This is a genomic window from Sinosporangium siamense (assembly GCF_016863435.1).
Classification (GTDB): domain Bacteria; phylum Actinomycetota; class Actinomycetes; order Streptosporangiales; family Streptosporangiaceae; genus Sinosporangium; species Sinosporangium siamense.
This window is the reverse complement of sequence record NZ_BOOW01000028.1, coordinates 127,582-150,416: the sequence shown is the minus strand read 5'-3', so window position 1 is coordinate 150,416 and position 22,835 is coordinate 127,582. Positions and strand designations below refer to the sequence as shown.

25 protein-coding genes and 1 pseudogene are annotated in these 22,835 nt (G+C 68.7%); 7 read left to right on the top strand and 19 right to left on the bottom strand.

Translation table 11 applies throughout. The features are described from left to right. Positions 1-47: 47 nt before the first annotated feature. The 6 genes from Ssi02_RS21670 to Ssi02_RS21645 all read right to left on the bottom strand — a co-directional run bounded on the left by Ssi02_RS21670 (position 48) and on the right by Ssi02_RS21645 (position 6,069). Complete coding sequence (locus tag Ssi02_RS21670) at positions 48-1,358, bottom strand: flavin monoamine oxidase family protein (RefSeq protein ID WP_204028425.1); 1,311 nt, start codon at positions 1,356-1,358, stop codon at positions 48-50. After that, positions 1,348-1,938: a TetR/AcrR family transcriptional regulator gene (locus Ssi02_RS21665; RefSeq protein WP_204028423.1), complete on the bottom strand. Its 591-nt coding sequence runs from the start codon at positions 1,936-1,938 to the stop codon at positions 1,348-1,350. The genes Ssi02_RS21670 and Ssi02_RS21665 overlap by 11 nt, the downstream gene beginning before the upstream one ends. Positions 1,939-2,091: 153 nt before the next feature. Next, a complete protein-coding gene (locus Ssi02_RS21660) occupies positions 2,092-3,210 on the bottom strand; it encodes a serine hydrolase domain-containing protein (protein WP_204028421.1) in 1,119 nt (372 codons plus the stop codon). Beyond that, a complete protein-coding gene (locus tag Ssi02_RS21655) occupies positions 3,207-3,410 on the bottom strand; it encodes a hypothetical protein (RefSeq protein WP_204028419.1) in 204 nt (67 codons plus the stop codon). The genes Ssi02_RS21660 and Ssi02_RS21655 overlap by 4 nt, the downstream gene beginning before the upstream one ends. Continuing rightward, positions 3,403-4,878 (bottom strand): flavin-containing monooxygenase, encoded by a 1,476-nt coding sequence (locus Ssi02_RS21650; protein WP_204028417.1) that lies wholly within the window; start codon positions 4,876-4,878, stop codon positions 3,403-3,405. The genes Ssi02_RS21655 and Ssi02_RS21650 overlap by 8 nt, the downstream gene beginning before the upstream one ends. Before the next feature lie 162 nt (positions 4,879-5,040). After that, positions 5,041-6,069 (bottom strand): alpha/beta hydrolase family protein, encoded by a 1,029-nt coding sequence (locus Ssi02_RS21645; RefSeq protein WP_204028415.1) that lies wholly within the window; start codon positions 6,067-6,069, stop codon positions 5,041-5,043. 79 nt (positions 6,070-6,148) lie between these two features. On the opposite strand from Ssi02_RS21645, the gene Ssi02_RS21640 reads away from it, so the two are divergent. The 3 genes and pseudogenes from Ssi02_RS21640 to Ssi02_RS21630 form a co-directional block, all read left to right on the top strand. Next, entirely contained in the window at positions 6,149-7,051 is a 903-nt protein-coding gene (locus Ssi02_RS21640; protein WP_204028413.1) for a PaaX family transcriptional regulator C-terminal domain-containing protein, read from the top strand. Positions 7,052-7,115: 64 nt separating this feature from the next. Next, positions 7,116-7,721, top strand: a complete 606-nt coding sequence (locus Ssi02_RS21635; protein WP_204028412.1) for a DoxX family protein — start codon at positions 7,116-7,118, stop codon at positions 7,719-7,721. 62 nt (positions 7,722-7,783) lie between these two features. Next, positions 7,784-8,053: pseudogene (locus Ssi02_RS21630) on the top strand (winged helix-turn-helix transcriptional regulator); the annotation flags it as partial. 247 nt (positions 8,054-8,300) lie between these two features. Here Ssi02_RS21630 and Ssi02_RS21625 read toward each other — a convergent pair. Beyond that, entirely contained in the window at positions 8,301-9,230 is a 930-nt protein-coding gene (locus tag Ssi02_RS21625) for an NAD(P)-dependent oxidoreductase (RefSeq protein WP_204028411.1), read from the bottom strand. Positions 9,231-9,304: 74 nt separating this feature from the next. Between Ssi02_RS21625 and Ssi02_RS21620 the strand changes: the two genes are divergently transcribed. Next, positions 9,305-9,700 (top strand): MerR family transcriptional regulator, encoded by a 396-nt coding sequence (locus Ssi02_RS21620; protein ID WP_239129302.1) that lies wholly within the window; start codon positions 9,305-9,307, stop codon positions 9,698-9,700. Between the two features lie 328 nt (positions 9,701-10,028). Here the strand turns inward: Ssi02_RS21620 and Ssi02_RS21615 are convergent, their stop codons facing one another. Both Ssi02_RS21615 and Ssi02_RS21610 read right to left on the bottom strand, forming a co-directional pair. Continuing rightward, the gene (locus Ssi02_RS21615; protein ID WP_204028410.1) at positions 10,029-11,264 is read right to left on the bottom strand and encodes an epoxide hydrolase family protein; all 1,236 of its coding nucleotides are present in this window, start codon (positions 11,262-11,264) and stop codon (positions 10,029-10,031) included. 246 nt (positions 11,265-11,510) lie between these two features. Continuing rightward, positions 11,511-11,768: a nuclear transport factor 2 family protein gene (locus tag Ssi02_RS21610; RefSeq protein ID WP_239129300.1), complete on the bottom strand. Its 258-nt coding sequence runs from the start codon at positions 11,766-11,768 to the stop codon at positions 11,511-11,513. Between the two features lie 210 nt (positions 11,769-11,978). Here Ssi02_RS21610 and Ssi02_RS21605 point away from each other — a divergent pair, with 210 nt between their 5' ends. Next, positions 11,979-12,836 carry a hypothetical protein gene (locus tag Ssi02_RS21605; protein ID WP_204028409.1) on the top strand — a complete coding sequence of 286 codons (858 nt, stop codon included), beginning with the start codon at positions 11,979-11,981 and terminating at the stop codon, positions 12,834-12,836. Between the two features lie 197 nt (positions 12,837-13,033). On the opposite strand, the gene Ssi02_RS21600 is transcribed toward Ssi02_RS21605, so the two are convergent. From Ssi02_RS21600 to Ssi02_RS21590, 3 genes are all read right to left on the bottom strand, one after another. Then, entirely contained in the window at positions 13,034-13,192 is a 159-nt protein-coding gene (locus tag Ssi02_RS21600) for a hypothetical protein (protein WP_204028408.1), read from the bottom strand. A gap of 112 nt (positions 13,193-13,304) precedes the next feature. Next, complete coding sequence (locus Ssi02_RS39860; RefSeq protein WP_373870187.1) at positions 13,305-13,412, bottom strand: epoxide hydrolase N-terminal domain-containing protein; 108 nt, start codon at positions 13,410-13,412, stop codon at positions 13,305-13,307. A gap of 382 nt (positions 13,413-13,794) precedes the next feature. Next, the gene (locus tag Ssi02_RS21590) at positions 13,795-14,715 is read right to left on the bottom strand and encodes a GlxA family transcriptional regulator (protein ID WP_307825744.1); all 921 of its coding nucleotides are present in this window, start codon (positions 14,713-14,715) and stop codon (positions 13,795-13,797) included. 123 nt (positions 14,716-14,838) lie between these two features. Between Ssi02_RS21590 and Ssi02_RS21585 the strand changes: the two genes are divergently transcribed. Further along, the gene (locus tag Ssi02_RS21585) at positions 14,839-16,044 is read left to right on the top strand and encodes an MFS transporter (RefSeq protein ID WP_204028406.1); all 1,206 of its coding nucleotides are present in this window, start codon (positions 14,839-14,841) and stop codon (positions 16,042-16,044) included. Positions 16,045-16,263: 219 nt separating this feature from the next. Here Ssi02_RS21585 and Ssi02_RS21580 read toward each other — a convergent pair whose 3' ends face one another. Further along, positions 16,264-16,839, bottom strand: coding sequence for a dihydrofolate reductase family protein (locus Ssi02_RS21580; protein ID WP_204028404.1), 576 nt, complete (start codon positions 16,837-16,839; stop codon positions 16,264-16,266). Positions 16,840-17,112: 273 nt separating this feature from the next. Between Ssi02_RS21580 and Ssi02_RS21575 the strand changes: the two genes are divergently transcribed. After that, complete coding sequence (locus Ssi02_RS21575) at positions 17,113-17,703, top strand: TetR/AcrR family transcriptional regulator (protein WP_204028402.1); 591 nt, start codon at positions 17,113-17,115, stop codon at positions 17,701-17,703. A gap of 93 nt (positions 17,704-17,796) precedes the next feature. On the opposite strand, the gene Ssi02_RS21570 is transcribed toward Ssi02_RS21575, so the two are convergent. From Ssi02_RS21570 to Ssi02_RS21545, 6 genes are all read right to left on the bottom strand, one after another. After that, a complete protein-coding gene (locus tag Ssi02_RS21570; protein WP_204028603.1) occupies positions 17,797-17,940 on the bottom strand; it encodes a hypothetical protein in 144 nt (47 codons plus the stop codon). Between the two features lie 138 nt (positions 17,941-18,078). Beyond that, positions 18,079-19,248 (bottom strand): zinc-dependent alcohol dehydrogenase, encoded by a 1,170-nt coding sequence (locus Ssi02_RS21565; protein WP_204028400.1) that lies wholly within the window; start codon positions 19,246-19,248, stop codon positions 18,079-18,081. After that, positions 19,245-20,135 carry an SRPBCC family protein gene (locus Ssi02_RS21560; RefSeq protein ID WP_239129291.1) on the bottom strand — a complete coding sequence of 297 codons (891 nt, stop codon included), beginning with the start codon at positions 20,133-20,135 and terminating at the stop codon, positions 19,245-19,247. Before Ssi02_RS21560 ends, Ssi02_RS21565 begins: the two co-directional genes overlap by 4 nt. Positions 20,136-20,428: 293 nt before the next feature. Beyond that, on the bottom strand, positions 20,429-21,004 hold the full coding sequence (locus Ssi02_RS21555) for a type 1 glutamine amidotransferase domain-containing protein (RefSeq protein WP_204028397.1): 576 nt from the start codon (positions 21,002-21,004) through the stop codon (positions 20,429-20,431). 1 nt (position 21,005) lies between these two features. Beyond that, on the bottom strand, positions 21,006-22,166 hold the full coding sequence (locus Ssi02_RS21550) for a glutathione-independent formaldehyde dehydrogenase (protein WP_204028395.1): 1,161 nt from the start codon (positions 22,164-22,166) through the stop codon (positions 21,006-21,008). A 205-nt stretch (positions 22,167-22,371) separates the two neighbouring features. Next, entirely contained in the window at positions 22,372-22,821 is a 450-nt protein-coding gene (locus tag Ssi02_RS21545; RefSeq protein ID WP_204028394.1) for a DUF1931 family protein, read from the bottom strand. Positions 22,822-22,835: the final 14 nt, after the last annotated feature.

Below are 22,835 nucleotides of genomic sequence, written 5' to 3'. Positions count from 1 at the left end.
CGCGGCGGGGCGGCAGCTGTCCTGCCGCAGCCGCCCTTCCCCCGACCTCAGGTCGCTTCCATGGCTTGTACTTGGGAGGCTGCGCGCAGCCCGCTCACGATCGCGCCTTCGATCGAGGGGATGGACAGATAGTCGCCGCAGAACGCGATCTTGTCGAGCGGGGTCGAGAGCAGGGGCATGAGCGCCAGATGGCCGGGCTCCCATGCCGGATAGCCTGGATCCCATCGCTGGACGTGGGAGCCGCTGAGCACGTCGGGTAGCCGCGGGAATACCTGGGAGATCTCGGCCGTGAAACGCTGGACCACCTGGGCGTCGTCCAGGTGCCAGACCTCACGGCAGCCGTCCTCGCTGGCATAGGAGGACAGCACCCGTCCATCCCCGGATCCTGTCAGCACTGCGGGGTTGAGCAGTGTGGAGACCACGGGAAGATCGCAGGAGACGGCCCATCCCCCTTCCCAGATCGGCTCACGCAGGAAGAGGGCGACGGCCAGGAATCTGCCATAGCGAATGCGCTGCAGTGCCTCACGGCGGAGATCGGGAAGAGCCGCCACGATCTGTGAGACCACTGGTGCCGGCACCGCCACCACGCACGCCCGTGCCGTCAACCGGTGTCGTTCGCTCCCCTGCCGGTAGTCGATCTCGACCCCCGAGGGGCCCTCTTCGATAGCGGTTACCCGGGAGCCGAGCCGGATACGCCCGTCCAGTGCACGGGTGAAAGCCTCCAGCACGTCCCGCATCCCGCCGCGCGCCCGGTAGGCGCCGCCGAACCCCTCCTCCTTCTCCGAGCCGAGCATCACGTAGGCGTACAGGGCCGAAAGATCCGCAGGCTTCTTACACGCCAGCGAACGGATCAAGGTCGAGTAGAACGACTGTACTTCTGGACGACGTTGCGCGATCGCTTCTGCGAAGGACCGTTCATCCAACAGCGCCGCTTGGGCGGGCAGATCCGTGATGGAGGCTGACGGGTCTGCCAAAGCCGCGACAAGGCGCGACACCCTCGCAGATTCCCGCTCGATCGCCGCGATGTCGGCCAGCCCACCCGGGCCGACACGGAGAGCGCGCATGAGTGAGGTGGCCGTTCCCTGCCGCAGCCGGCCGCGAAGAAACAGGTCGTTCTCCTTGGGCAGGCCTATCTGCTTCACGCCGAGCTGATCGAAAAGCTCGGCGCTCGTCGCCCCGGCGAGGAATTGAGCCCCGAGGTGGTACGGCGCGCCGTTGTGTTCGCCCGTGCGCACACGCCCGCCGATACGCTCGTCGGCCTCCAGCACCACTACCCGGCGGCCACGTAGCCGGTAGGCCGCGGCCAACCCTGCGGCCCCGCCCCCCACGATGACGACATCAACCTGCTCAGAGGTCATCGGACCGGTTCTCCTGCCTGTTGTCGGTCGTGCTCGGCCGGCTGCCGCCGCACTGGAGCAGATCGGCCGCAGTGGCGACATATCGATCTACGTCAAAGCCGGGATCACACAGTTGCCGGATGATGAGGCCTTCAGCCAGCGCGTGGAGGATGTCGGCCAGCGCGTCGCGAGAGTGGCGCCGGATGTCGATCTCTCCGCGTTGACCTGCCGCGTCCACGACGAGGCCGACGTAGCCGACGAAGGAGAGCGTCATCCGCTCCAGCGTCGCCGCTGCGGACTCCGAGCGCGGTGCCAGGTAGAGCACGCGGTAGACGTCTTGCTGCTGTGCCGTATCGGCGGCCACGGCATTGAGGAATCCGGGCACGAGGGGGTCCTGGCTGTCGAGACCGGCTACGCCCGCGTCGAACGTCGCCTGCAACCGTGCCACGCAATGCTCGAGCACTGCGTTGTAGAGGGAGTCCTTGGAGTCGAAATACCAGTACAGGCTGCCTCGGCTAAGGCCGGATTCACGCACGACATCGTCGAACGTCGTCTCGAAGAAACCCTTCTTGCCGAAGCAGGTCGCACCGGCACTCAGCACTCGGGTAACCCGATCCTGAGGTGTTCCATGCTTACTAGATCTCATAGTCCAATAGCTTAATAGACGCGCGAATCCATTTACAAGATACTGCTTCGATCAGGCCGGTACGGCACCGCCTTGAGCAGCGCGCCTGCCGTACTTGGGGCTGTCGGATCATGCGCCGATGACGCTGGTCACCGCGTCCAGCAGGACTCGGTGACGCGCGTCGCGCAGGGCATCGGCGGGCATGGTCCGCGGGAGGAAGGCCAGCGCCAGCTCACGACGTGGATCGCCGAGGCCGAGCGCGCCGCCGATTCCCGGATGCCCGAAAGCCGTGGGCGAACCCAGCCGCCAGGCGGGGCTGGGCAGGGCGAAGCCGCACCCGTAAGCCGCGGGCAGGCCAAGGACCCGATCCCAGCCGGCGGTTTGCGGGCGTACGGCGGTGCGCCAGGTTCCCTCGCGCACCAGTGCGCCCGCAAGGAGCAGCGCGTACATCCTGGCCAGCGCCGGGGCGGTGGCCAGGCCGTTGGCGGCGGGAAGATGCGCGGCAAGGGTCTCCGGCAGGCTCATCCACACGTGGGGAGGTTCGGTGAGCGCTCCTCCCACGGTCATCGCCTGCCACAGCGGCGTTCCGGCCCGCGCGAACACGGCGGTGGTCATCCTGACCGTGAGCGGGATCCGGGCCGCGGCGCGCACAGGCACGGGGGGTCGGCCCGCCTGCCCGCCACCAATGCTGATCGCCAGGTCCTGCGGCCGGCACACCAGCTCGTGGAGCACGTCGCCGAGCCGCCCGCCGGTGACGCGGCGGACCAGCTCGTCGGCGAGCGTGCCCCAGGTGACCGCGTGATACCCGGGCCGGCCCGCAGGCCGCGAGGGCCATCGTGGGGACTCGGCCGCCAGGGCATCGGCGAGCGGTCGCCCTTCGAGCACCTCGGTGAGGGTGGCACCCCGCTTGGGCGCGATGAGCCCGGCCTGATGGCTCAGCATCTGCGCGACCGTGATCCCGGACTTGCCGCGGCGGCCGAACTCGGGCCAGTACCTAGCCACGGGCGCCTCGACGTCTAGCTCTCCGCGGTCGGCGAGCACCGCCAAGCAGACGGAGGCGACGCCTTTGGAGGCGGAGAAGAGCACCTGCCGGATGTCCGGGCCGTGACTGCCGCCGTAGAGGTCGACGACGGTCGAGCCCCGGTGGATGATGTGCAGCCCCGCGCCGATCTCCCCCGGTCGGCTCATGACCTTGGCGAAGGCGTCGTAAACCGGTTGCCAGCCGGGGGCGACCTCGCCGCGGATCACGGGGTCACCCTCGTGTCGATGGGAGCGTGATCCACCCCGGCGCCCTCGGCGAGACCGATCCGAGGCGGGCCGAAGCAGGCGGCCTGGTCGAGGCCGTTGATCGCCGGCCGGCCCGGGACCGCGCGTCCGGTGAGCGTCGCGACCACCGGCGGGCCCACCGCGGCGCCGCTCAAGGAGATCACGCGGTTGCCGCTACCCATCGAAGATCATCTCCTTGCCGATGTCGAGGAACGCGAAGCGCATCCGGTCGATCACATAGTTCTCAGTGATCGCCCACGGGTCGCGTTCGCCCTGCTGAGGGAACAGATGTGCGTCGCGCTGGATATAGGTGGAGGTCAAGCCGAGCAGTGGGCGGCGGGCGCTCTCCCGCGGGCGGGCCGGCATCGCGGTCTTCAGGCCGTGGCGCCTCAGGTGCCGAAGCAGCCGGACGACGTAGCGGGAGGACAGGTCGGCCCGCAGCGTCCAGGAGGCGTTGGTGTAGCCGACACAGAAGGCCAGGTTGGGCACGCCGCTGAGCATCAGCCCGCGGTAGGCGGTGGTATCGGCCAGGTCGATCGCCTCCCCGTCCATCGACAGCCTGATCGCGCCGAGGGGGACCAGCGACAGCCCTGTCGCGGAGACGACCACGTCGGCGTGTAACTCGTCGCCGGACTCCAGCACGATCCCGTGCTTCACGAACCGGGCGATGCGGTCGGTGACCACCGATGCCCGCCCGGCGGCCACGTCGCGGAAGAAGTCGCCGTTGGTCACGACGCACAGCCGCTGGTCCCAGGGCTGGTAGCGGGGTGCGAAGTGCCGGTCCACGTAGGCCGCGTCCGGCAGGTAGCGGAGGATGGCCCCGCGGAGATGCCGCTTGGTCTGCTCCGGATAACGCCTGCTGAGCCAGTAGGTCATCTGGCTGCTCAGCACGTTCCTGGCGCGCACCAGGCCGTGCGCGAGCCGGGCGGGAAGCATCCGGCGCAGCGCGTCGGCCGTCTTGTCGACGTCGGGCTGCGAGCTGAGGTAGGTCGGCGAGCGCTGGAGCATCGTGACGTGCGCCGCCGTCCTGGCCAGCGCCGGGACGAGCGTGACCGCGGTGGCTCCGCTGCCGATCACCACGACCCGTTTGCCGGTCACGTCGAGGTCGTCCGGCCAGAACTGGGGGTGAGCGAAGCGACCGCTGAAGGCCTCCACGCCCTCGAAGTCCGGCTGATGACCCTGTTCGTAGTCGTAGTAGCCGGCGCAGATGTAGAGGAACGAGCACGTCCACGTGCCGGAGCGTCCGCCCTGCTCGGTCTGGACCAGCCAGCGGTTGTGCTCCCGGGACCACTCGGCGGCCGTCACCTTGCAGCCGTAGCGGACGTGCCGGTCGATGCCGTGCTCGCGGGCGGTGTCCTCGATGTAGCGGCGGATGCTGTCGCCGTCGGCCATCGATTTCTTCCCCTTCCACGGCTGGAAGGCGTAGCTGAGGGTGAACATGTCCGAGTCCGAGCGGACGCCGGGGTATCGAAACAGGTCCCACGTGCCACCGGGGCGGTCGCGGGCTTCGAGCACCGCGTACGTCCATTCGCGTTCGCGCTGGAGGTGCCAGGCGGCCCCGATGCCGGAGAGACCCGCCCCGATGATCAGCACGTCGACGTGTCTCGGTGAGCCACGGCCACTCTCGTTCGCATTAGAAACGGTCGCCATACAAACGACCGTATCACTTATGAACGGATTGCCGATTCTTGAGCCTCGCTGGACGAGCGGCGCAATCCGCCAGGCCCTGGAAAGAGAGCGCCCGGCGGAGGAGCCGGGCGCCGCTGCGCCGCTCGGTCACAACGCCGGTCGCGCAGGTCACGCGCGGACGGCTCAGGAGATCTGCTCCAGGTATCTGCGCTGATCGTCCAGAAAGCCGTCGGGGAACAGCGAGCGTGGCGCCGCAAAGGAGAGAAAATACGTCTTCAGCTTCGAGTCCTCAATCTCCTTACGGATCAGGGAGTGGGTGGCGTCGGGAAGGTGCCGGACCTGCAGCAGGCCGGGCGCACGCAGGTGGCGGCGGTAGCCGGCTTCGGAGTCGGCGACGTCGACGTTGCGGTCATGCCCGGGCAGGAGCAGCAGCACCGGCACCCGCATGGCCGCCAGATCCTGCGAGGCGTCGCTGGTGTAGTTCTTGGAGGCAAAGGTCCAGCGTTCCGCGGTCATGGTGGTGTTCCCGACCGCGGCCTTGTACTGCTCGTAGGGGGCTCCCGCACGCAGCAGCGCCAGCATCTTCTCCTGCCGGGCCAGTTCGGCCCGCATCCGGTCCGCCGAGGCGTGCTCGTCTCGGAGTTTGGCCGTCAGCCAGTAGCGGCCTTGCTGTTGCCAGTTGATAGCGGTTGCGGCCGCAATGACGAAACGCAGCTCGGGTAGACGGACGGCCACCTTGGGCATAACCCAGCCCGCCTGGCTGGCTCCCCAGAGCCCGATCCGGCTCGGATCGATCCCCGGCCTGCCTTTCGCCCAGGTGATCGCCGCGACGGTCTCCGCGGCCCGGTCGGCCATGCTCTGATCCAGCCAGTTGCCGGGGGCGCCGTCCACCCCGGGCTTGTTCCAAGACAAGGAGGCGTAGCCGGCCTGGGCGAATGCCTCCCATAGCGGCAGGTAGCCCTCTTTGTTGGTGGCGTCGATCGGCCCATCCCCGTGCACGAACACCACCAGTCCGTACGGGCCCTTGCCCGTGGTGGGCCAGGCCAGCACCCCCTTCAGCGGCTGCTTGCCGCCGATGATCGTCACTTGCTCCTGGCGTAACTCGTAGTCGTGCTGATAGAGCACCCAGCCGCCACCTGCGGCGACCAGCACGGCCATGGCCAGCAGCGAGCGCAGAATCCAGCGCACCCAGCGCCGTTTGATCGCAACCATCGACCCTTCCTTTCGTTCGTTTTGAGAACGATCGTATTTGAATCGACCGTACTATAGTTGTGCTACAGGAGGTGAGGGCATGTCGCCTACGCAGGACGATCACGTGGAGATCTCCACCCGGGTGCTGGTGGAGAGCCTGGTCCGCGAGGATCAGACCGTGGACGCCCGTGAGCTGTACGCGGTCGCCCGGACTCTGGGCATGACTGACCTGCAGGTGCGGCTGTGCATCAAACGGCTGGTCGCCGAGGGCCAGTTCGTTCAGTCCGGCCGCGGTCAGCGCGCGGTGCTGCACGCCACGGCCGACGCCCGCCGCGCCCTCTACCCCGACGTGGAGTTCGTCCGCTTCATGTATGCCCAAGATCGCGGTGAGGCGCCCTGGGACGGCAGCTGGCATCTGGTGGCCTTCGCCGTACCCGAGTCGGCACGGGCCACCCGCGACGCGTTGCGCGAGCACATCGTCCACATGGGCGGAGCGCCCCTCCAGGGCGGCCTATACGTGTCGGCCAATCCCTGGGAGGACCTTGTCGGCGCCGAGGTCTCCCGGCTCGGCGCCGAGGACTACGTCACCCACCTCACCAGCACCGACCTGCGTGTAGGCAACGTCCGCGACCCTCGAGAGCTGGCCAACCGGTTGTGGCCGCTGGGCGACCTCGCGGACGCTCATCGACGGCTCGCCCGCATCGCCCGCGACCGCTTGGACCGGCTGCAGCACTCGACCTCGCTTGATCAACCGCAGCTGCTGACCATCGCGGTCGAGCTGGCCTCCGAATTCACCCGCGCCATGGAGGCCGACCCGCTCTTGCCTCCCGAACTGCTGCCCCACCCCTGGCCGGGCGCTCAGGCACGGGAACTGGTCGCGCAATGCTGGCTGCGCCTTCTCCAACAGGCCGCCCTTGCCTCCGCACCACGCCTGTTCCGGCTTTATGCGGACGTCGTCTATGAAGTAGCCGCTCCAGCCCAGACAGCCGACCCCGGTAAGTGATATGTCCGGGGACGGGGGTTGTTTGCTGACGGCGCCCCCGATGAGCTGATGGATCGAAGTCCAGTTGCGCCACCTGGGATACCCGGACTACCTCGCGTATGTTCTGGGGGTGTGGCAGGCCGCTGCGGCCGTCGCGATCATCGTGCCCGGGTTCCCGCTGATCAAGGAATGGGCACATGTGGGGTGCATCTTCCTATGGTCGGGGGCCGTGGCGTCGCATCTGATGCTCGGTGACGGTCCCAACTCGTGGTCGGTACCGCTGGTGTTCGGGATGTGCGCCATCACGTCGTGGTCGCTGCGGCCCGCCGACCGCCGGCGCTCGGAGACGCGGCTCCGCCGGGACCGTCCTGCCGGCGCTGGACAGGATGGGGCCGGCCGGACGGAATGGCGTCCTCGCGCATGGGCCGCCACGATCGGGCTCCTCGTTGTTCTGTACGCCGTTTCATTCGTCACATTGCCCGCGGCCGAAGCCGTGATGCACGGTGGCAGTCGAGAACGGCTGGATCGACGAGTAGCGCGCCTCGGCGCTCGACACCGCCACATCACTGTGGCCGTGATCGCCCACGGCTACCTCGCCGTCACCGCCGCCCATGCCCTGCGGCACGGGCGGTCCGGCGCTCGGATTGGTAGCACTAGACGAACCGGATCGCGTCATACGGTCCGCCGGTGAGTGGGGCCCACCAGGTGTGCCGAATCAGTCGAGGAGTGCGGTCGCTTCGACCTCGACGAGCACGTCCGGCTCGCTTCAACGAGCTGCGCCGGGCCATACCCGCGGTCACGCAGAAGTCGCTGACCGCGACTCTACGCCGGCTTGAGCGCAACGGGGTGATCGAACGCGAGGTGGTCTCCACACGTCCTGTAGCGGTCAGATACCGGATCACGCCGCTCGGCAAGACGCTGCGGCAGCCCATTGACGTATTGCTGGCGTGGGCCTCGGAACACATGCCCGCCATCGAACGCGCGCGCGGCGCCTTCGATACGCGGGAAGAGACGGGACTTTGAACCTTTCAACCCGGCCGGGTGTAGAGGCCAAGTACGAACGCGTCGTCATCCCAGACCACCTCACCCTGCCCGGAGCCGCCGACACCTCGGCCGACAAGAACCGCGATCACGCGAGGCCAGATCGCTCTTGAGGAAGGCCGTGCCGACACCGGGGTTCACCTACCGGGGCATGGTGCAGGGCGAGCGGTCAAAGCGGCCGGAACCGCGAATATGACGGGCTGGTTTGCGATCGCCGCGCCCCAGGCGGTCAGCCCGCCGCCTGCGGACCTCTGTTCGTGTGGCCGCGGCTGAGGAACTCGGCGAGGCGGGCGGCGGAGTCGCCTCCGTGGCCGGCCGACACCGCGGTGTCGACGGCATTCTTGGCGGCACGGGTGACAGCCGAAGAGACCCCGGTCTCCTCCAACGCGTGAACGATGTGGTCCAGGCTCGCGGTGACCGAGGTCAGCGAGGCCGACTCCGCCCCTGAGAAACGCCCGGCGTCGATGTCGGCCGCGAGTCCGGGCAGCAGGTCGGCGACCAATCCCGCCATTTGCTGAGCATGCGGCGCGAGCGCGGTCGCAGGCACGTTCTGCCGCGCCGCGAGCGCGAAGGAGTGCATCAGACCGGCGATCGAGGTCCAGAACAAGTTCAGCAGGGCGACGTCGAAGCTCGCCGCTCTGCCGGGGTCGTCCCCGAGATGGACCGCCGCACCGCCCAGCGCCGCCAGCGTGTGGCGGTGGCGGTCGAAGAGGGCGGCGGGCCCGCTGTAGAGAATGCGGGTCGCCTCCGTACCGATGACCGCCGCCGGGGTCATGATCGAGCCGTCGAGGTAGTGCACGCCCAAGCCATCCGCCCTGGCGGCCAGCTCGCGCGTGCGCCCCGGCCCTTCGGATGTGAGATTCACCAGTGTGGTGGCGGGCAGCCGTGACCGGCCCGACTCCGCCAGCGCCCGGTCGAGGACGGCGTCCACCGCGTTCGCGTCGATGACGCAGACGTTGACCACCTCGGCGGCGTCGAGCGCGGCCAACGGGCTGTCGGCCCATACGGCGCCCCGGGCGAGGAGCTCGTCGGCTTTGCCTGCGGTCCGGTTCCACACCGTGGTCGGGTGACCGGCGGCGAGGAACGCCGCGGCGATGGCCCGCCCCATTGGCCCCATCCCCAGCGCGGTCACCTGTGCGGGCGAGAGCCGCTGAGTCACTGTCGCGTTCTCCCGTCGTTCGAGGTCGCCGGTGTTCCCGGCGCGTGTCCGATACGCGAAAGGTTCACGTTGACGTGAAGGTCAAGGCTGAGAGGCAGCGACGGGTGCAGATCGGTGCTCTGGCACGGCGCGCAGGGGTGAGCCCTCGCGCGTTGCGCTATTACGAGGAGAAGGGGCTGTTGGTCCCCGGGCGGACGGCCGGCGGATACCGCGTCTACACCGAAGAGCACGTTGAAACGGTGCGCCGCATCCGGATCCTGCTCGCGGCGGGCCTCAACAGCGACATGGTCAGCGAGATCATGTCCTGCATGGTCGACGACGGAGAGTTCCTCGCGCCCGGATGCGAGGATCTCATCGCCGAGTTCGAGCGGAAACGGCGCCGCATCGACACTCAAATCGCCGAACTGCACGACGGACGATCGGCGCTGACGGGAATCATCAGCGCCGGCAAGGCCTTCGCGGACAGCTAGTCGGCCCTGGCTTCGGCGCGGCGGCCTGCCTGCCGCACGCTGCCGGCCCGGTCCACGGGCGCGGCCTGCGCTACACCCGCTCGAAGTCGCGCCCGCCGGTTCCCTCGTTGCCGAAGATCGCGTTGTACTGGGTGGTGTTCACGCCCAAGGGCGTGTCGTCGAAGCCGAACACCTTCGGACGGTGTTGTCTGGTCTTAACCAGACAACACCCGAAACGGCCACCGGCGCGCCCCTGGTTCTCCGACCACGGGCCTCGCCGTGCCCCGCACCGCTAAACGAGAACGTACGGCGGGAGCCACCGACGCCCGCAGGCGCCCGCGGAGGTCGCTTAGGGCCTGCGGCCGTGGAAAGTGCGGCGCAGGTCGTTCACCCAGGCGCCGGGGTTCTCCCAGGGGATGAAGTGGCCGCCGTGTTCGTGGGCGTTGACGTTGACGTGGTTGAACAAGTCGCCCAGCGGGCCGGCCTTGAACGCCTGGACGCGCTCGTCGGCGGTGTGGATGCCGGGCGGGTTCTCGTATGTGACGAAGGTGAGGCCCACCGGGGCCTCCACAACCGGGGTGCGGTCGTGGGCGGGGGCCCAGGGATAGCGGTTGGCGTTGGCGTAGTAGCGCATCGACGTGGCGATGGAGTTGTTCACCCAGTAGATCGTGGCGTGGGTGAGCAGGTCGTCCTTGGTGAAGACGGATTCGACGTCGCCACCGTTGTCGCTCCACGCCTTCCAGCGCTCCAGCAGCCAGGCGAGCAGTCCGGCGGGTGAGTCGCTCAGCCCGTGGGCCAGAGTGGCGCCGTCGAGCATGTGCACGGTGAGGTGGGACGCCCAACGCTGGTCCAACTCGATGATCCGGGCGCGGATATCGGCGGGCTGGTCATCGGTGAGGGGCCGATTCCGGGCGAAGTCCCAGGCCCGGGGGCCGGTGAAGAAGTCGAGCGGCAGCCCGGAGCCGATGTGGATGCCGTACAGCTCGCCTGCGTACTTGTGGCCGAGCTGGCTGGAGACGATCCCGCCGATGTCGCAGCCCCCGGCCGCGTACTTCTCATACCCCAGGGTCTCGGTCATCAGGGTGTGCCAGAGGTCGGCGACCTTCCAGAAGTTGACGTCAGGAAAGCCGGTGAGCGGGCCGGGGAAACCGAAGCCGGGCAGAGACGGCACGATGACGTCGAAGGCGTCGGCGGGGTCACCGCCGAACGCGGCCGGGTCGGCGAGCGGGTCGATCACCTTCGACCAGTGCCAGAACGTCCACGGCCAGCCGTGGGTGAGAATCAACGGGATCGGACGGGGTCCGCGGCCGGGCTTGCGCATGAAGTGCACCGGAACCCCGGCGACGCTCACCTCGTAGTGCTCGTAGACGTTGATGGCGGCCTCGGCCTCGCGCCAGTCATAGCCGTCCCGCCAGTAGGCGACCAAATCACGGAGATAGCTGTCCGGGACGCCGTAGGACCAGTCCTCGTTCCCCTCGTCCAGCGGCGGCCGGGTTAGCGCGAGCCGCGTGCGCAGGTCATCGAGGACCTCGTCGGACACGTGGATCGGAACGGGCTTCAAGGGGAAGGGGCGCGGGGTGCTCAACGCGTGATTCCTTACTGGGGTGTGCCGTCGGCCTGTTGGACGGCGAGCCGTGATGGCGTTCCGCCAGGATTCTCCGGCCGCCCGGCCCGCCGGCAGACAATCGAATGACGACAGGTACGGCGAGCGCCCAGCGAACCAGGACATCCCGGTGCGAAGGTGCGTCGCCAATCCAATCACATTCGCCACGGTGTGACCGTACGACACGGCCAGGCCTACACCCCGCGCGTCAGCGCGGCCTGTCCGTAATCACGCGTCATCCGTACCGGGCCCACAAGCCTCGGCGACGGCTTGGGGATCCCAATAGAACGGACGACATTCCGGCATGCGTCCGTCCCGCACAGTGATCAGCTGCATGATCAAGGTATCGACTTGCTTGCCGGAGGCGCGGGCCCGAAAACACACCCGATTCCGCACGACGACGGTGTTCGCGTCGCCCCAGTGTTCTTGTTCCAGGAACTCCATCGACTCCCAGATCTCCCTGAAAACGGCCAGAAATCGCTCCATCCCCTCATGTCCCCGCTGGCGCTTATCTGACCTCACTCAACCCCACCTGACCCCGCAGGGAGACCCCCCACCACGAAAGACGATGAACGCAGCCCGATGCCGAAAAGCAACGAGTCTGGAAGTATCACGTCCGACTTTGCGGCGGGCTTCGCCATTGGCGGCCGACGCCTCGCGTCAACCCACGCGACACGACATGAAGGAGTGCTCATCGTGACCCCCGAGACGGACCCGGCGACCGACCTCAGCGAGTGGAATGCCGCGCTGGCCAGTGCCTTCGAGATACTGCTCGGCGGAAAGCCGACCGGCGGCCCCGCCGCCAGATACGGGGTGTATTACGCTTCGGACCCCCTGGACGAGTTCCTGTTCCCGAATCCCTGGGCCACCCCTGACGCGCTGTCAGGCCGGGAGCCGAGGCACCTTCCGGATCCGGACGGTGAGTACCCCTTCTCCCCCTGGACATGGCAGTTCAACCTGAGCGAGTCGCTGTTCCGCTTCGACGCCGAACTCCTGGCGGGAACGGGACCGTGGGGCGACGGCGGGCACAAGGGCCCCCGGCCGTTCGACGACACCTTCATCGCTGACCTGTGGACCGTCTCCTCTGTCGGTGAAGCCGGTGAAGTGATCGTGCGCGGCGCGGAGTTGGGACCGCTTCTGGGCCGCCATGGCCTCGACCTGACCGACAAGAAATCCGAGAAGCTGAACGGCTGGCTGACCGTGCTGCTGCGCGTCGCCACCGATGGCACTCTTACCGATGCGATGCGGGGCGCCACGTTCACCGAGCGTGGCCCCGAACACCTGGTGTCGATTCACGCCATGGATGCCGCCGAGCCCTGGGAAGAAAGGCTAAGCGCGGTCACGCATCCCGCGCTCCGCGACCATCTCCGCATGCTCTGCCTCACCGAGGACGACGCGCGCAGCAAGGGCGGCTTCTACTGCGGCGCCGACCACTGGCCGTGGACCGATGTCCTCGAAGCGGTCGGCTGTTCCCTTGTTGCAGGCTGGGGATTCGGCGAGTCCCAGGCCGGCACCGCCGTCGTGCGATTGCCAGACAAACCAGGAGCCCGCTGAGCACGCCGCTTTCGGGACTGCCCTCGTGCACTACCCGAGCCGGACTCGGTAGTGTTGCCCACCGGCTCGATGGCTTTGCCGTACGCCGCACGCGACTCCTGGCAGCGGTCCAGCCGATGCGGCAGGCCGGCGCTCACCTGTCGATGGACCGATATGTCCGGCACTCCCTGTTCGTGCGCGGCGAGGCGCACCGACGCTCAGTTGTGATCCGCTCCGAGGCGGAGGGTACAGAAGAACCTCCGGATATCGTCGACGAGCAGGTCGGGCTCCTCCAGCGCGGGGAAATGGCCGCCGCGGTCGTGGTCCCTCCACTGGACGATGTTGTTCGTCTCCTGCGCGATGTGCTTCAGCAGCACGAAATTGTCGTGCGGGAAGCGGGCGACGGCAGTCGGTGCTGTGGAAAGTTCAGGCGGTGTGCCCCAGTAGTCCGCGTGCGCTCGCTCATAGTAGATGCGTGCCGAGGAGCGGTCATTCGTTGAGCCGGGCCTCGGCGGCACGCCAGTCGTAGTAGTGCCGCCAGTACCGGGCGAACTCTTGGAGATGCGCGAGCGGTACGGGCCGGGCGTGTGGATTCAGAGCAGCGCGGCGCCCTGCTCGACCCCCGGGCCGACCGCGGCGCCACCGGCCACGTGCACACGGTGATCCGCCTCTGGTGGCGGCTGAGGCGTATTCCGTCAGGCGCGGAGAAGCCCGCCGGTGATCCTTGCGGCTCCAAGCGCGTCCTCCTGCTCAGACCGCCCGGGCCCGTGCCCATCGCCCATAGTGATCGCTGGCCCCCTCCGGCTTGCGGCGTCAAGCGTAGCCAACTCGGAATCTTGGCCGACAGCTCCGCGGAGGCGGGCCATCCCCGGGTGGCCGGCATGGGGTCGGGGCCGCAGGAGTGATTGCGGGTAGACGGACGCCGGGCCGGTTGCCGGGCTGTGCCGTACGGCATGTGCCGGATTAGTGATCGGGGCCTTCAGCGGAAGGCGCGGCGGTAGGCGGCCGGGGTGGTGTGCAGGGCGGTGTGGAAGCGGCGGCGGAGGTTGACCGCCGAGGAGAGGCCGACGCGGGTGGCGATGGTCTCGACGGGCAGGTCGGTCTCCTCCAGCAGGGCGCGCGTGGCGGCCAGGCGGCGTTCCAGCAGCCAGCGGGCGGGCGGGACGCCGAGCTGGTCGGCGAACTGGCGGGTGAGGGTGCGGGCGGAGACGCCCGAGTAGGCGGCCATGTCCTCGACGGTGATCTGGTTGGGCAGGCGTGAGAGGAGCCATTCGAGCAGGGGGGCCAGGGAGTCCGGCATGGGCCCGGTGGTGGGGAGGGGAGGGTACTGGCGCTGGCAGCCCTCGCGGTGCGGACCGGCGGCGAGCTGGCGGCCGATGCGCATGGCGTGGGCCGCGCCGTATTCCCGGAAGACCTGGTGAAGGCACAGGTCGAGGGTGGCGGCCGAGGCTCCGGCGGTGGCGACGTCGCCGTGGTCGACGTAGATGACGGTGTCGTCGAGGATGACGCGGGGGTGGCGGGCGGCGAGTTCGCCGGAGAGTTCCCAGTGGACGGAGGCGCGGCGGCCGTCCAGGAGGCCCAGGGCGGCGGGGATGAAGACTCCTGCGCTGACGGCGACGATGCGGGCGCCTCGGGCGTGGGCTTGGGACACCGCGTGGAGTACGGCGGGCGAGGGAGTGAGGGTCCAGCTCGCGATGACCACGGTGCCGGCGTCGTTGAGGGCTTCAAGACCGCTGTCCACCCGGAAGGAGACGCCGAGGGTGGAGGGGAGGGAGCCGGGGTGCTCGGCGCACAGGCTGAAGCTGTAGTGCTGGGGGATGTCGGGGCCGTGGTAGCCGAAGACGGCGGAGGCGGAGGTGACCGGGTAGAGCTCCTGGTTCGGGGCGACCAAGGCGACCACGCGGTGTGGGCTGGGGGGCGTCGGGGGCGTTACCGGGAAATCCAGGGGCATGGCGCAAATGTACCTAATGATGTCAGGTGGGACACCGGTGCTCTGATCTGGAGAAATCCAGAATTGGGGCTCATGTGGACAAGGAACTTCACCCTCTACTTCGGCGCCCGCACGATCTCGCTGCTCGGTGACGCGATGATGCCCGTCGCCTCGGCCCTGGCGATCGGGAAAGTCTATGGGATCGCGGGCGTCGGCTACGTGCTCGCGCTCTGGACCGCGTCGGCTGTGCTGGTCATGTTGTTCGGCGGGGTTGTCGCCGACCGGATCGGCGCCCGGCGCTTGATGATCGGCGCGGACGTGGTCAGGGTCGTCACTCAGGGAGGCGTGGCCGTCGCGTTCCTGGACGGTGCTCCGCCGTACGCTCTGTTGCTGGTGACGGCGTCTTTGTCGGGTATGGCCGCCGGGGTGTTCGAGCCGTGCGTCAACGGCATGGTCCCCCTGGTCGCCAGGGATCCGCAGCGGGCCAACGCGACGCTGAAGATCGCCGAGGCGGTCACCCATCTGGCGGGTCCCGCGCTGGCCGGAGTTCTCATGGTCGTCGCCGGGCCGGTCTTCGTCTACATGGTGGACGCCGCGACGTTCCTGGTCAGCGGGGTGTGCCTGCTGCTGGTGCGGGTCACCGTACCCAGGCCGGGGCCCTCCGACGTGCTGAGCGACCTGCGCAGGGGCTGGGAGGAGTTCAAGGCCATGAACTGGATGTGGTCGGCAATCCTGGTCTGGGTGTTCTGGGGAGTTTTGGTGGTCGGGCCGTACATCCCGCTGTCCTCGCAGGTAATCGGGGGCGACTACGGCTGGGTGATGGCGGCGCTCGGCCTCGGCACCGTACTGGGCGGGCTGGTGGCGATCAGGCTCAGGCCGGGCAGGCCGCTGGCGGCCGGGGCGGTGGCGTTGAGCGGATATGTCGCGGTGCCGCTGACGGTCGCGCTCGGGCTGCCGCTGCCGCTGCTCATGGCCGGGCACCTGCTCGGGGGGTGCGCGTTGGCGTTCTGGTCGGTGATGTGGTCGACCACCGTGCAGACGCAGGTCGCGCCGGAGGTGGTGAACCGGGTCAACGCCTATCAGGTGGCCGGGTCTGTCGCGGGCATGGCGGTCGGGCAGGCGCTGGCCGGTCCGGTCGCGGCGGTGGTGGAACCGCGGGCCTTCCTGCTGGTGTCGGCCCTGGTGACGATCGGCGTGGTGGCGGCGCTGCTGTTGATCAAGCCGATCAGGCGGCTGGGCCGGGAACCCCGGGCGGCCGGTGGCCGGTCGATCCCGGTCTCGGCGGGCTTGCCGACGTAGTCGGCCATCGCACAGGGGGAATGTCCCAACTCCTGCCTCCCCAGTCGCGTCGCGGACTCATGAGGCCGGCGCCGTGGCCCGGCAGAGATGATCCTGCCCGGCCGTCGACCGCATCCTCACCGGCCGGACCAGGACCACCGGCGCCCCCTCCACCGGTTTCCGTGGGCACAAAAGGCCCCTGACCTGCTCGATCAGCCCGTGCCGCCAACGGATGTCCCGTCATTCCGTTTTTCTGTCGTAGGTGAGGACGAGGGTGCCGCCGGACAGGGTGGTCGTGTCACGCAGGGTGAGATGGGTGGGCGTGAAGCCGGTGGTGAACAGGGGGATGCCCTGGCCGGCGACGACGGGGTAGAGCTTGACGATCAGAGTGTCGATCTCGGGGAGGAGGCTGCCGGCGAGGCGGGCGCCGCCTATGAGGTAGATGTCTCCGCCGTCTTCGGCTTTGAGCCGGCGGACGGCCTCGGCGACGTCGGCGGAGATGAGGGTGACGTCGGGGTCGGGGCTGTGCGGGGTGGTGGTGGAGACCAGGTATTGGCGCAGATGGGCGTAGGGGTTGGTGATGCCGGCGCGGAGCGCGGGCTCGTAGGTGGCGAGGCCCATGACGCCGGTGTCGAAGGTGCGGTTGGGGACGTCGGCGCCGAGGGGGCCGCGGATGTGAGTGGGGAGGGTTTCGGGGTAGTGCTCGGTGATGTGGTCGAGGACGTCCTGGGTGACGGGGAAGAAGTCGGTCTCGCCGTCGGGGCCGGCGATGAAGCCGTCGAGGGTCATGCCGATGTAGTAGACGAGTTTCCGCATGGTTCTCCTGTGGGGTGAGCGGGGGTGGTTCAGCGGGTGCGGCCGGGTTTGGGGAGTGGTCGGGGGCGAGGGAGGGAGCGAGGACGAGGGGTGTTGCGACGGTCCGGTTTGGGAAGCGGGCGGGGGTGCGTCGGGGCGGGGACGCCGGGGAAGTTGATGTTGATTCGCATACAGTTGCCTCTTTCACTCTGCCGTAAGTACTCTGCTCGGAGTGGTTAGACCGTAGTACTACACTCAGAGTGCTGTCAATCCAGATTCCAGGAGCGAACAACGATGCGGCAGAACCCGGCACGGCGGGCGGCCCTCCTCGACGCGGCCATCGAGGTCCTGGCCAGGGAGGGCGCCCGCGGGCTCACCTTCCGCGCCGTCGACACCGAGGCCGCGGTGCCCGTCGGCACCGCCTCCAACTACTTCGCCAATCGCGACGACCTGCTCACCCAGGTCGGCAACCGCTTCTACGAGCGGCTGGAGCCCGCCCCCGAGGTGATGGCCGCCGCCCTGTCCGGCCCCCGCGACCGCGACCGCCTCACCCAGCTCATGCACGAACTCGTCGAACGGGTCACTTCCTTCCGCTCGGGCTTCCTGGCGCTGGTCGAGCTGCGCCTGGAGGCCACCCGCCGCCCCGCCCTGCGCGAGCTGCTGACCAAGCGCATCCGCGCCGACGTCGAACGCAACATCGCCAACCACGAGGTCTCGGGCCTGCCCGGCGACGCCGATACCGTCGTGTCGCTCTACCTGGCGCTCAACTGGCTGATCCTGGAGCGGCTCACCCTGCCCGACGTGTTCCCCGAAGAGCAGATCCACGACCTGGTGACCGGCCTCGTCGAAGGCGTCCTGCCCGGCCCGGGCCGCGGCTCCGCCTGACGACCGGTACGGCTCCCGCCCCGGCGACCGGGCACCCGGCGGTCCGGCCAGGTGCCCGCGGCGTCCCGATCGCTGCGTCCGGCCTCACAGGCGTCAGTCGTCGATCGCCTGGTAGAGCGTGGTCCAGAAGTCGTGGATCACCCGTGCCGAATCCGGGGTGGACATCCCGACCTGGGTGAGCAGGATGCCGACGAGCTGGTTCTCCGGGATGCTCGACCTGGCCGACTTCGGCCCCAACCCCCACGCCCGCCTGTTCGGCGACTTCGGAGTCTGCTACGTCCGCTTCGGCAAGGCGATGAAAGACTCACCGCCCAAACGGCGCAGCGTGCTGACGGTCGGCCCCAGGGAACTGGCTCTGGGCCGCGAAGGCCGGCGTTACGGAGTGAGGACCACCTTGTTGCACTCGTCCTGCTTGTTCTTGAACAGCTCAAACGCGTGCGGCGCCTCGCTGAGCGGCATCCGGTGCGAGATGACGAAGCTCGGATCGATCTCGCCTCCGCGGATCCGCTGCAGCAGCGGCTCCGTGTAGCGCTGCACGTGGCACTGGCCGGTGCGGATGGTCAGCGACCGGTTCATGACGGTGCCCATCGGGAACTTGTCCACGAATCCGCCGTAGACGCCGATGACGGATACCACGCCGCCGTTGCGGCAGGCCATGATGGCCTCGCGCAGCACGTACGGGCGCTCGGTCTCCAGCCGGGCGGCCTGCTTGGTGCGGTCGTAGGCGTATATGGCCGGAGTCGGATGGTGGGCCTCCATGCCGACGGCGTCGATGCAGGCGTCCGGGCCGCGCCCGCCGGTCATGTCGCGCAGCGCGTCCAGCACGTTCACCTCCTCGTAGTTGAGGACCTCGGCGCCGGTCCGCTGGACCCGCCTGAGCCGGTACGGGAAGCGGTCGATGACGATGACCCGGTCGGCGCCGAGCAGGAACGCGCTGGCCGCGGCGAACTGCCCGACCGGCCCTGCGCCCCAGATCGCGATCGTCTGGCCCGGCTTGATGTCGCACATCTCCGCGCCCATGAAGCCGGTGGGGAAGATGTCCGACAGGAACAGCACCTTCTCGTCCGGCAGGTCGTCCTCGACCTTGATGGGACCGACGTCGGCGAACGGGACGCGCACGTACTCGGCCTGCCCGCCGGGGAAGCCGCCCAGCATGTGGGAGTAGCCGAAGATGCCGGCGGGCGCGTGGCCCATCAGCTTCTCGGCGATCCCGGCGTTGGGGTTGGAGTTCTCGCACACGGAGTAGAGGCCCTCTTCGCAGGCGAAGCAGGCGCCGCAGGCGATCGGAAACGGCACCACGACGCGGTCGCCGACGTGCAGGTCGCGCACGCCCGAACCGACCTCGACAACCTCGCCCATGAACTCGTGGCCGAGCACGTCGCCCTTCTTGACGGTCGGGATGTAGCCGTCCACAAGGTGCAGGTCGGAGCCGCAGATCGCGGTGGAGGTGACGCGGACGATCGCGTCGCGCGCGTTGAGGATCTGCGGGTCGGGAACGTCTTGGATCTCCAGGCGGTTGCGGCCCATCCACACGTTGGCTTTCATGCCCGTCCTCCGATCGGTTGTGCGGGACGCTGGCGGAGCTGGCGCAGGGCGCGGTGGCCCTCGGGGCTGCCTTCGGAGCGGACTACCTCGCCGGTCTCCATGACCTGCTTGAGGCGGCGCAGGTCGTCGCGGACCTGCTGCTCGGGGTGCTCCCCGAACATCCGGGCGACGGCGGCGGCGAGCTTGCGGCCGGGCGCGCCGTACTCCAGCGAGACGTCCACGACGGTGCCGCGCCCGCCGGGGCCGTCGGTGAAGCCGACCAGGCCGTCGGTGGAGACGCCGACGCCGGGCACCGACCGCCAGGCGATCAGGTCGCCGGCCCGATCCTCGATGATTTCGGCCTCCCACTCCAGGTCGACAATCGGGCCCTTGGCCTTCCAGCGGGAGCGGCGCTGGTTGATGGCGCGCACCGAGTCCAGGTGCACCATGAAGGAGGGCAGGTTCTCCAGGTCCCGCCAGAAGCGGTAGACCTCCTCGCGCGGCTTGTTGATGACGATGGAGGCGCGCACCTGCAGCGGGCCCCTGGCCTTGGCGGTGCCGCCCCGGGCGCAGGCGACGTCGAGGGCGGTGATCCCGGCGACCGCGCCGAGCGCGGCCAGTGCGCGGATGCGGCGGGCGCCCGTGCGGTTGGCGGCGGCCTTGCCGAGAACGCCGAGATCCATCGTGTCGCCGGCGACCCTGGTCCACGCCCACCGGGCGGGGTTCCTGGCACCGAGCAGCAGCGCGGCGTGCAGGAGCTCGCGCCCGCCGACGAGCCTGGCGACGGTCGTGGCCCCGGGCGTGTCGTCGACGCCGCACAGGCGGGTCACGGCCCGTGGTGCCGCCAGTTGCACCGCCCCCAGCGCGAGGCTGGCCCACCCGAGCGCACGGACGAATTTGTCGGTCATCATGCCTCCTAACACAGGTTGCGGTGGCATGTGCGTACGCCGCAGGCTGCCCCGGTCTGCTGACGCCCCCCGCGTCTACCGTCCCCTACCCCCTGACAAAACGGATGACACCAGCGGACTTAGGCACGAAAGATGCACGTCGCCTGGATGGCCGTCCACGACGGGTTTCGCATCCCGCGCCAGACCTACTGACGGCCGAACATCGCCAGGTGGTGTGCGAGGGCGCTCGAGCAGGCACCGGTGGGGGTTTTGCCCGCGCGATAGCGACGGACGCACGTTCGTGATCGACGAGGTCACGCCCGACGTGCAGCGGTGGTGACCTCCGGGCCTTTGGCGAACTCCTGAACGATGCGCTCGCAAAAGGCCGGCAGGTCGTCGGGCGACCGGCTCGTGGTGATGTTGCCGTCGGTGACGACCGGCTCGTCGACCACGTCGGCCCCGGCGTTGCGCAGGTCGGTGCGCACACTCGGCCACGAGGTCAGCCGGCGCCCCCGCGCGACGTCGGCCTCGACGAAGTTCCACGGGCCGTGGCAGATCGAAGCGACCGGCTTGCCGGACTGGACGAAGTCCCGGACGAACTGCACCGCAGCGGGTTCCATCCGCAACTTGTCCGGGTTCACCGTCCCGCCTGGCAGGAGCAGCGCCTCGTAGTCGTCGACCGACACCTCGCCGACCAGCTGGTTTACCGTGAAGGTGCCGGCGTCTTCGAGGTCGTGGTCGCGCGCCTGGATTTCGCCGCTGGTGATGGAGACCACGACGGTGCGGGCACCGGCGTCGTCCAGCGCTTGCCGCGGTCGCTCCAGCTCGACTCGCTCCACCCCGTCGGCCGCGAGGATGGCGATCCGGCGTCCGTTTAGCTCTCCAGCCATGTCAGACACCCGCCCCCGCCATCGCCGGGTGCAGGACGACCTTCGTCCAGCCCTCGTCTCGCTTGTCGAAGTGCTCGTAGGCCTCCGGCGCACGGTCGAGGGGCAGCTCGTGGCTGACGATGAAGGACGGTTCGGCCTTGCCTGCGGCGATCAGGTCGCGCAGCTGCCGATTGTACCTCTTGACCGGGGCCTGGCCGCTGCCGATGTGCTGGCCCTTGAACCAGAACATGCCGTAGTCGAAGGCGAGCTTGCCTTGCTTGGCCAGCTCGTCGCCGGCCCCGGGGTCCTGGGGCACGAAGACGCCGACATTGCCGATCTTCCCGGTGAAGCGTACCGAGGCGACCAACCGGTTCATCGTCAGGTTGGGCTGCTCCTGGCCGTCGGGCTCGTGCGCCTGATAGCCGACGCATTCGCAGCCGTTGTCCGCGCCCAGCCCCATCGTCTCCTCCAGAACGGCCTGCACCGGGTCGACCTTCGAGTCGTCGATGGCGATCGCGCCGATCGATTCGGCCAGTCGCAGCCGGTCGGGGTGCCGGTCGACGACCATCACCTTGCTCGCTCCTCGGATGGTCGCCGAGAGGGCGGCCATCAGCCCGACCGGACCCGCGCCGTAGATGACCGTCTGGTCGCCGGGCTGCACGCCGGCCATCTCGGTGGCGTGGTAGCCGGTCGGGAAGATGTCGGCGAGCATCACGTAGTCGGTCTGGCGCTGCTCGGCGTCCTCGCCCAGCCGCAGGCAGTTGAAGTCACCCCAGGGCACGCGCAACAGGTCGGCCTGTCCGCCGCCGTACGGGCCCATGTCGGCGAAGCCGTACGCGGCGCCGGCCATTTTCGGCTCAGGTTGGGCGGTCAGGCAGTAGTTCGTCAGCTGACGCTCGCAGTTCTTGCAATGCCCGCACGAGATGTTGAACGGCAGGACGACCCAGTCGCCCACCCGGACCTTGTCTACCCCGGTGCCGACCTCGATCACCTGACCCAGGTTTTCGTGTCCGAACCAGCGGCCGGGCTCGAAGTCGGTCCGTCCCTCGTACATGTGCAGGTCCGACCCGCAGATATTCGCCGACGTGATCCGCACCAGGACGTCGGTCGGCCGCTCTATGCGCGCCTCCGGGACTTCCTCGACGTTGACCTGTCGAGGTCCCTTGTACACGACTGCTCTCATAATTTCCTCGCATGCGGTTGATTGCGCAGGATCGCCTTCCCCGTCGGCGACGGGGCGAGAGGTTCTACGCCATCCAGCAGGTCAACGGTTCATTCCTCCTTCTTTGCTCATCGCGGCCGTGCCCCTAGGAGGGCTCGGCACCGGATTCACCGGGCGTCCGGGGACGGACTGTTCAGAGCTGATCGCCGAGGCCGTCCCGACCGCCTCAGAGCAGCAGGTCGAAGACACCTATCGTGCGCTCCCACTGCTCAGTCGCGGGGTTCTTCACCTCCGGATCCACGATCTTGAAAGTCTGAGCCAGTGCCACTGACAGGCCCCCGACGATCTCGGGCAGGCGGCCGACGGTCTCCTCGCCGATCGACAGGTCGAGCGGAGGCAGTTTGGCGAGCTGCTCCAGGATGGGTTTCAGCTCGACGTCCTCATCGAGGAGGCGGAACCGGTGGATGCTCTCCTGGAGGCCCTTGGTGACGGGTAGATCCCAGGGTTCGATGATGTCGCGACCGTTCGCCTTGGCGTGGGCCTGGCCGATCATCAGAAGGTCGTAGACCTTGTCGTTCACGAAGTCGCCGTAGCGACGAAGGTCGCCCTTGTCGACATCGACACCTGCGGCGCTGCGGAAGAACCGTTCGAATCTCGACACCGCCATGACAGCCATGGAGGTCTCCTTCC

Excerpts from the sequence above, each read along its gene's own strand:
- Ssi02_RS21565 (WP_204028400.1), bottom strand. The coding sequence starts at position 19,248 with ATGAAAGCCAACGTGTGGATGGGCCGCAACCGCCTGGAGATCCAAGAC.
- Ssi02_RS21610 (WP_239129300.1), bottom strand. The coding sequence starts at position 11,768 with ATGGAGCGATTTCTGGCCGTTTTCAGGGAGATCTGGGAGTCGATGGAG.
- Ssi02_RS21645 (WP_204028415.1), bottom strand. The coding sequence starts at position 6,069 with ATGGTTGCGATCAAACGGCGCTGGGTGCGCTGGATTCTGCGCTCGCTG.
- Ssi02_RS21580 (WP_204028404.1), bottom strand. The coding sequence starts at position 16,839 with ATGCGGAAACTCGTCTACTACATCGGCATGACCCTCGACGGCTTCATC.
- Ssi02_RS21575 (WP_204028402.1), top strand. The coding sequence starts at position 17,113 with ATGCGGCAGAACCCGGCACGGCGGGCGGCCCTCCTCGACGCGGCCATC.
- Ssi02_RS21655 (WP_204028419.1), bottom strand. The coding sequence starts at position 3,410 with ATGGGTAGCGGCAACCGCGTGATCTCCTTGAGCGGCGCCGCGGTGGGC.
- Ssi02_RS21550 (WP_204028395.1), bottom strand. The coding sequence starts at position 22,166 with ATGAGAGCAGTCGTGTACAAGGGACCTCGACAGGTCAACGTCGAGGAA.
- Ssi02_RS21640 (WP_204028413.1), top strand. The coding sequence starts at position 6,149 with ATGTCGCCTACGCAGGACGATCACGTGGAGATCTCCACCCGGGTGCTG.
- Ssi02_RS21560 (WP_239129291.1), bottom strand. The coding sequence starts at position 20,135 with ATGACCGACAAATTCGTCCGTGCGCTCGGGTGGGCCAGCCTCGCGCTG.
- Ssi02_RS21585 (WP_204028406.1), top strand. The coding sequence starts at position 14,839 with ATGTGGACAAGGAACTTCACCCTCTACTTCGGCGCCCGCACGATCTCG.
- Ssi02_RS21650 (WP_204028417.1), bottom strand. The coding sequence starts at position 4,878 with ATGGCGACCGTTTCTAATGCGAACGAGAGTGGCCGTGGCTCACCGAGA.
- Ssi02_RS21670 (WP_204028425.1), bottom strand. The coding sequence starts at position 1,358 with ATGACCTCTGAGCAGGTTGATGTCGTCATCGTGGGGGGCGGGGCCGCA.
- Ssi02_RS21545 (WP_204028394.1), bottom strand. The coding sequence starts at position 22,821 with ATGGCTGTCATGGCGGTGTCGAGATTCGAACGGTTCTTCCGCAGCGCC.
- Ssi02_RS21555 (WP_204028397.1), bottom strand. The coding sequence starts at position 21,004 with ATGGCTGGAGAGCTAAACGGACGCCGGATCGCCATCCTCGCGGCCGAC.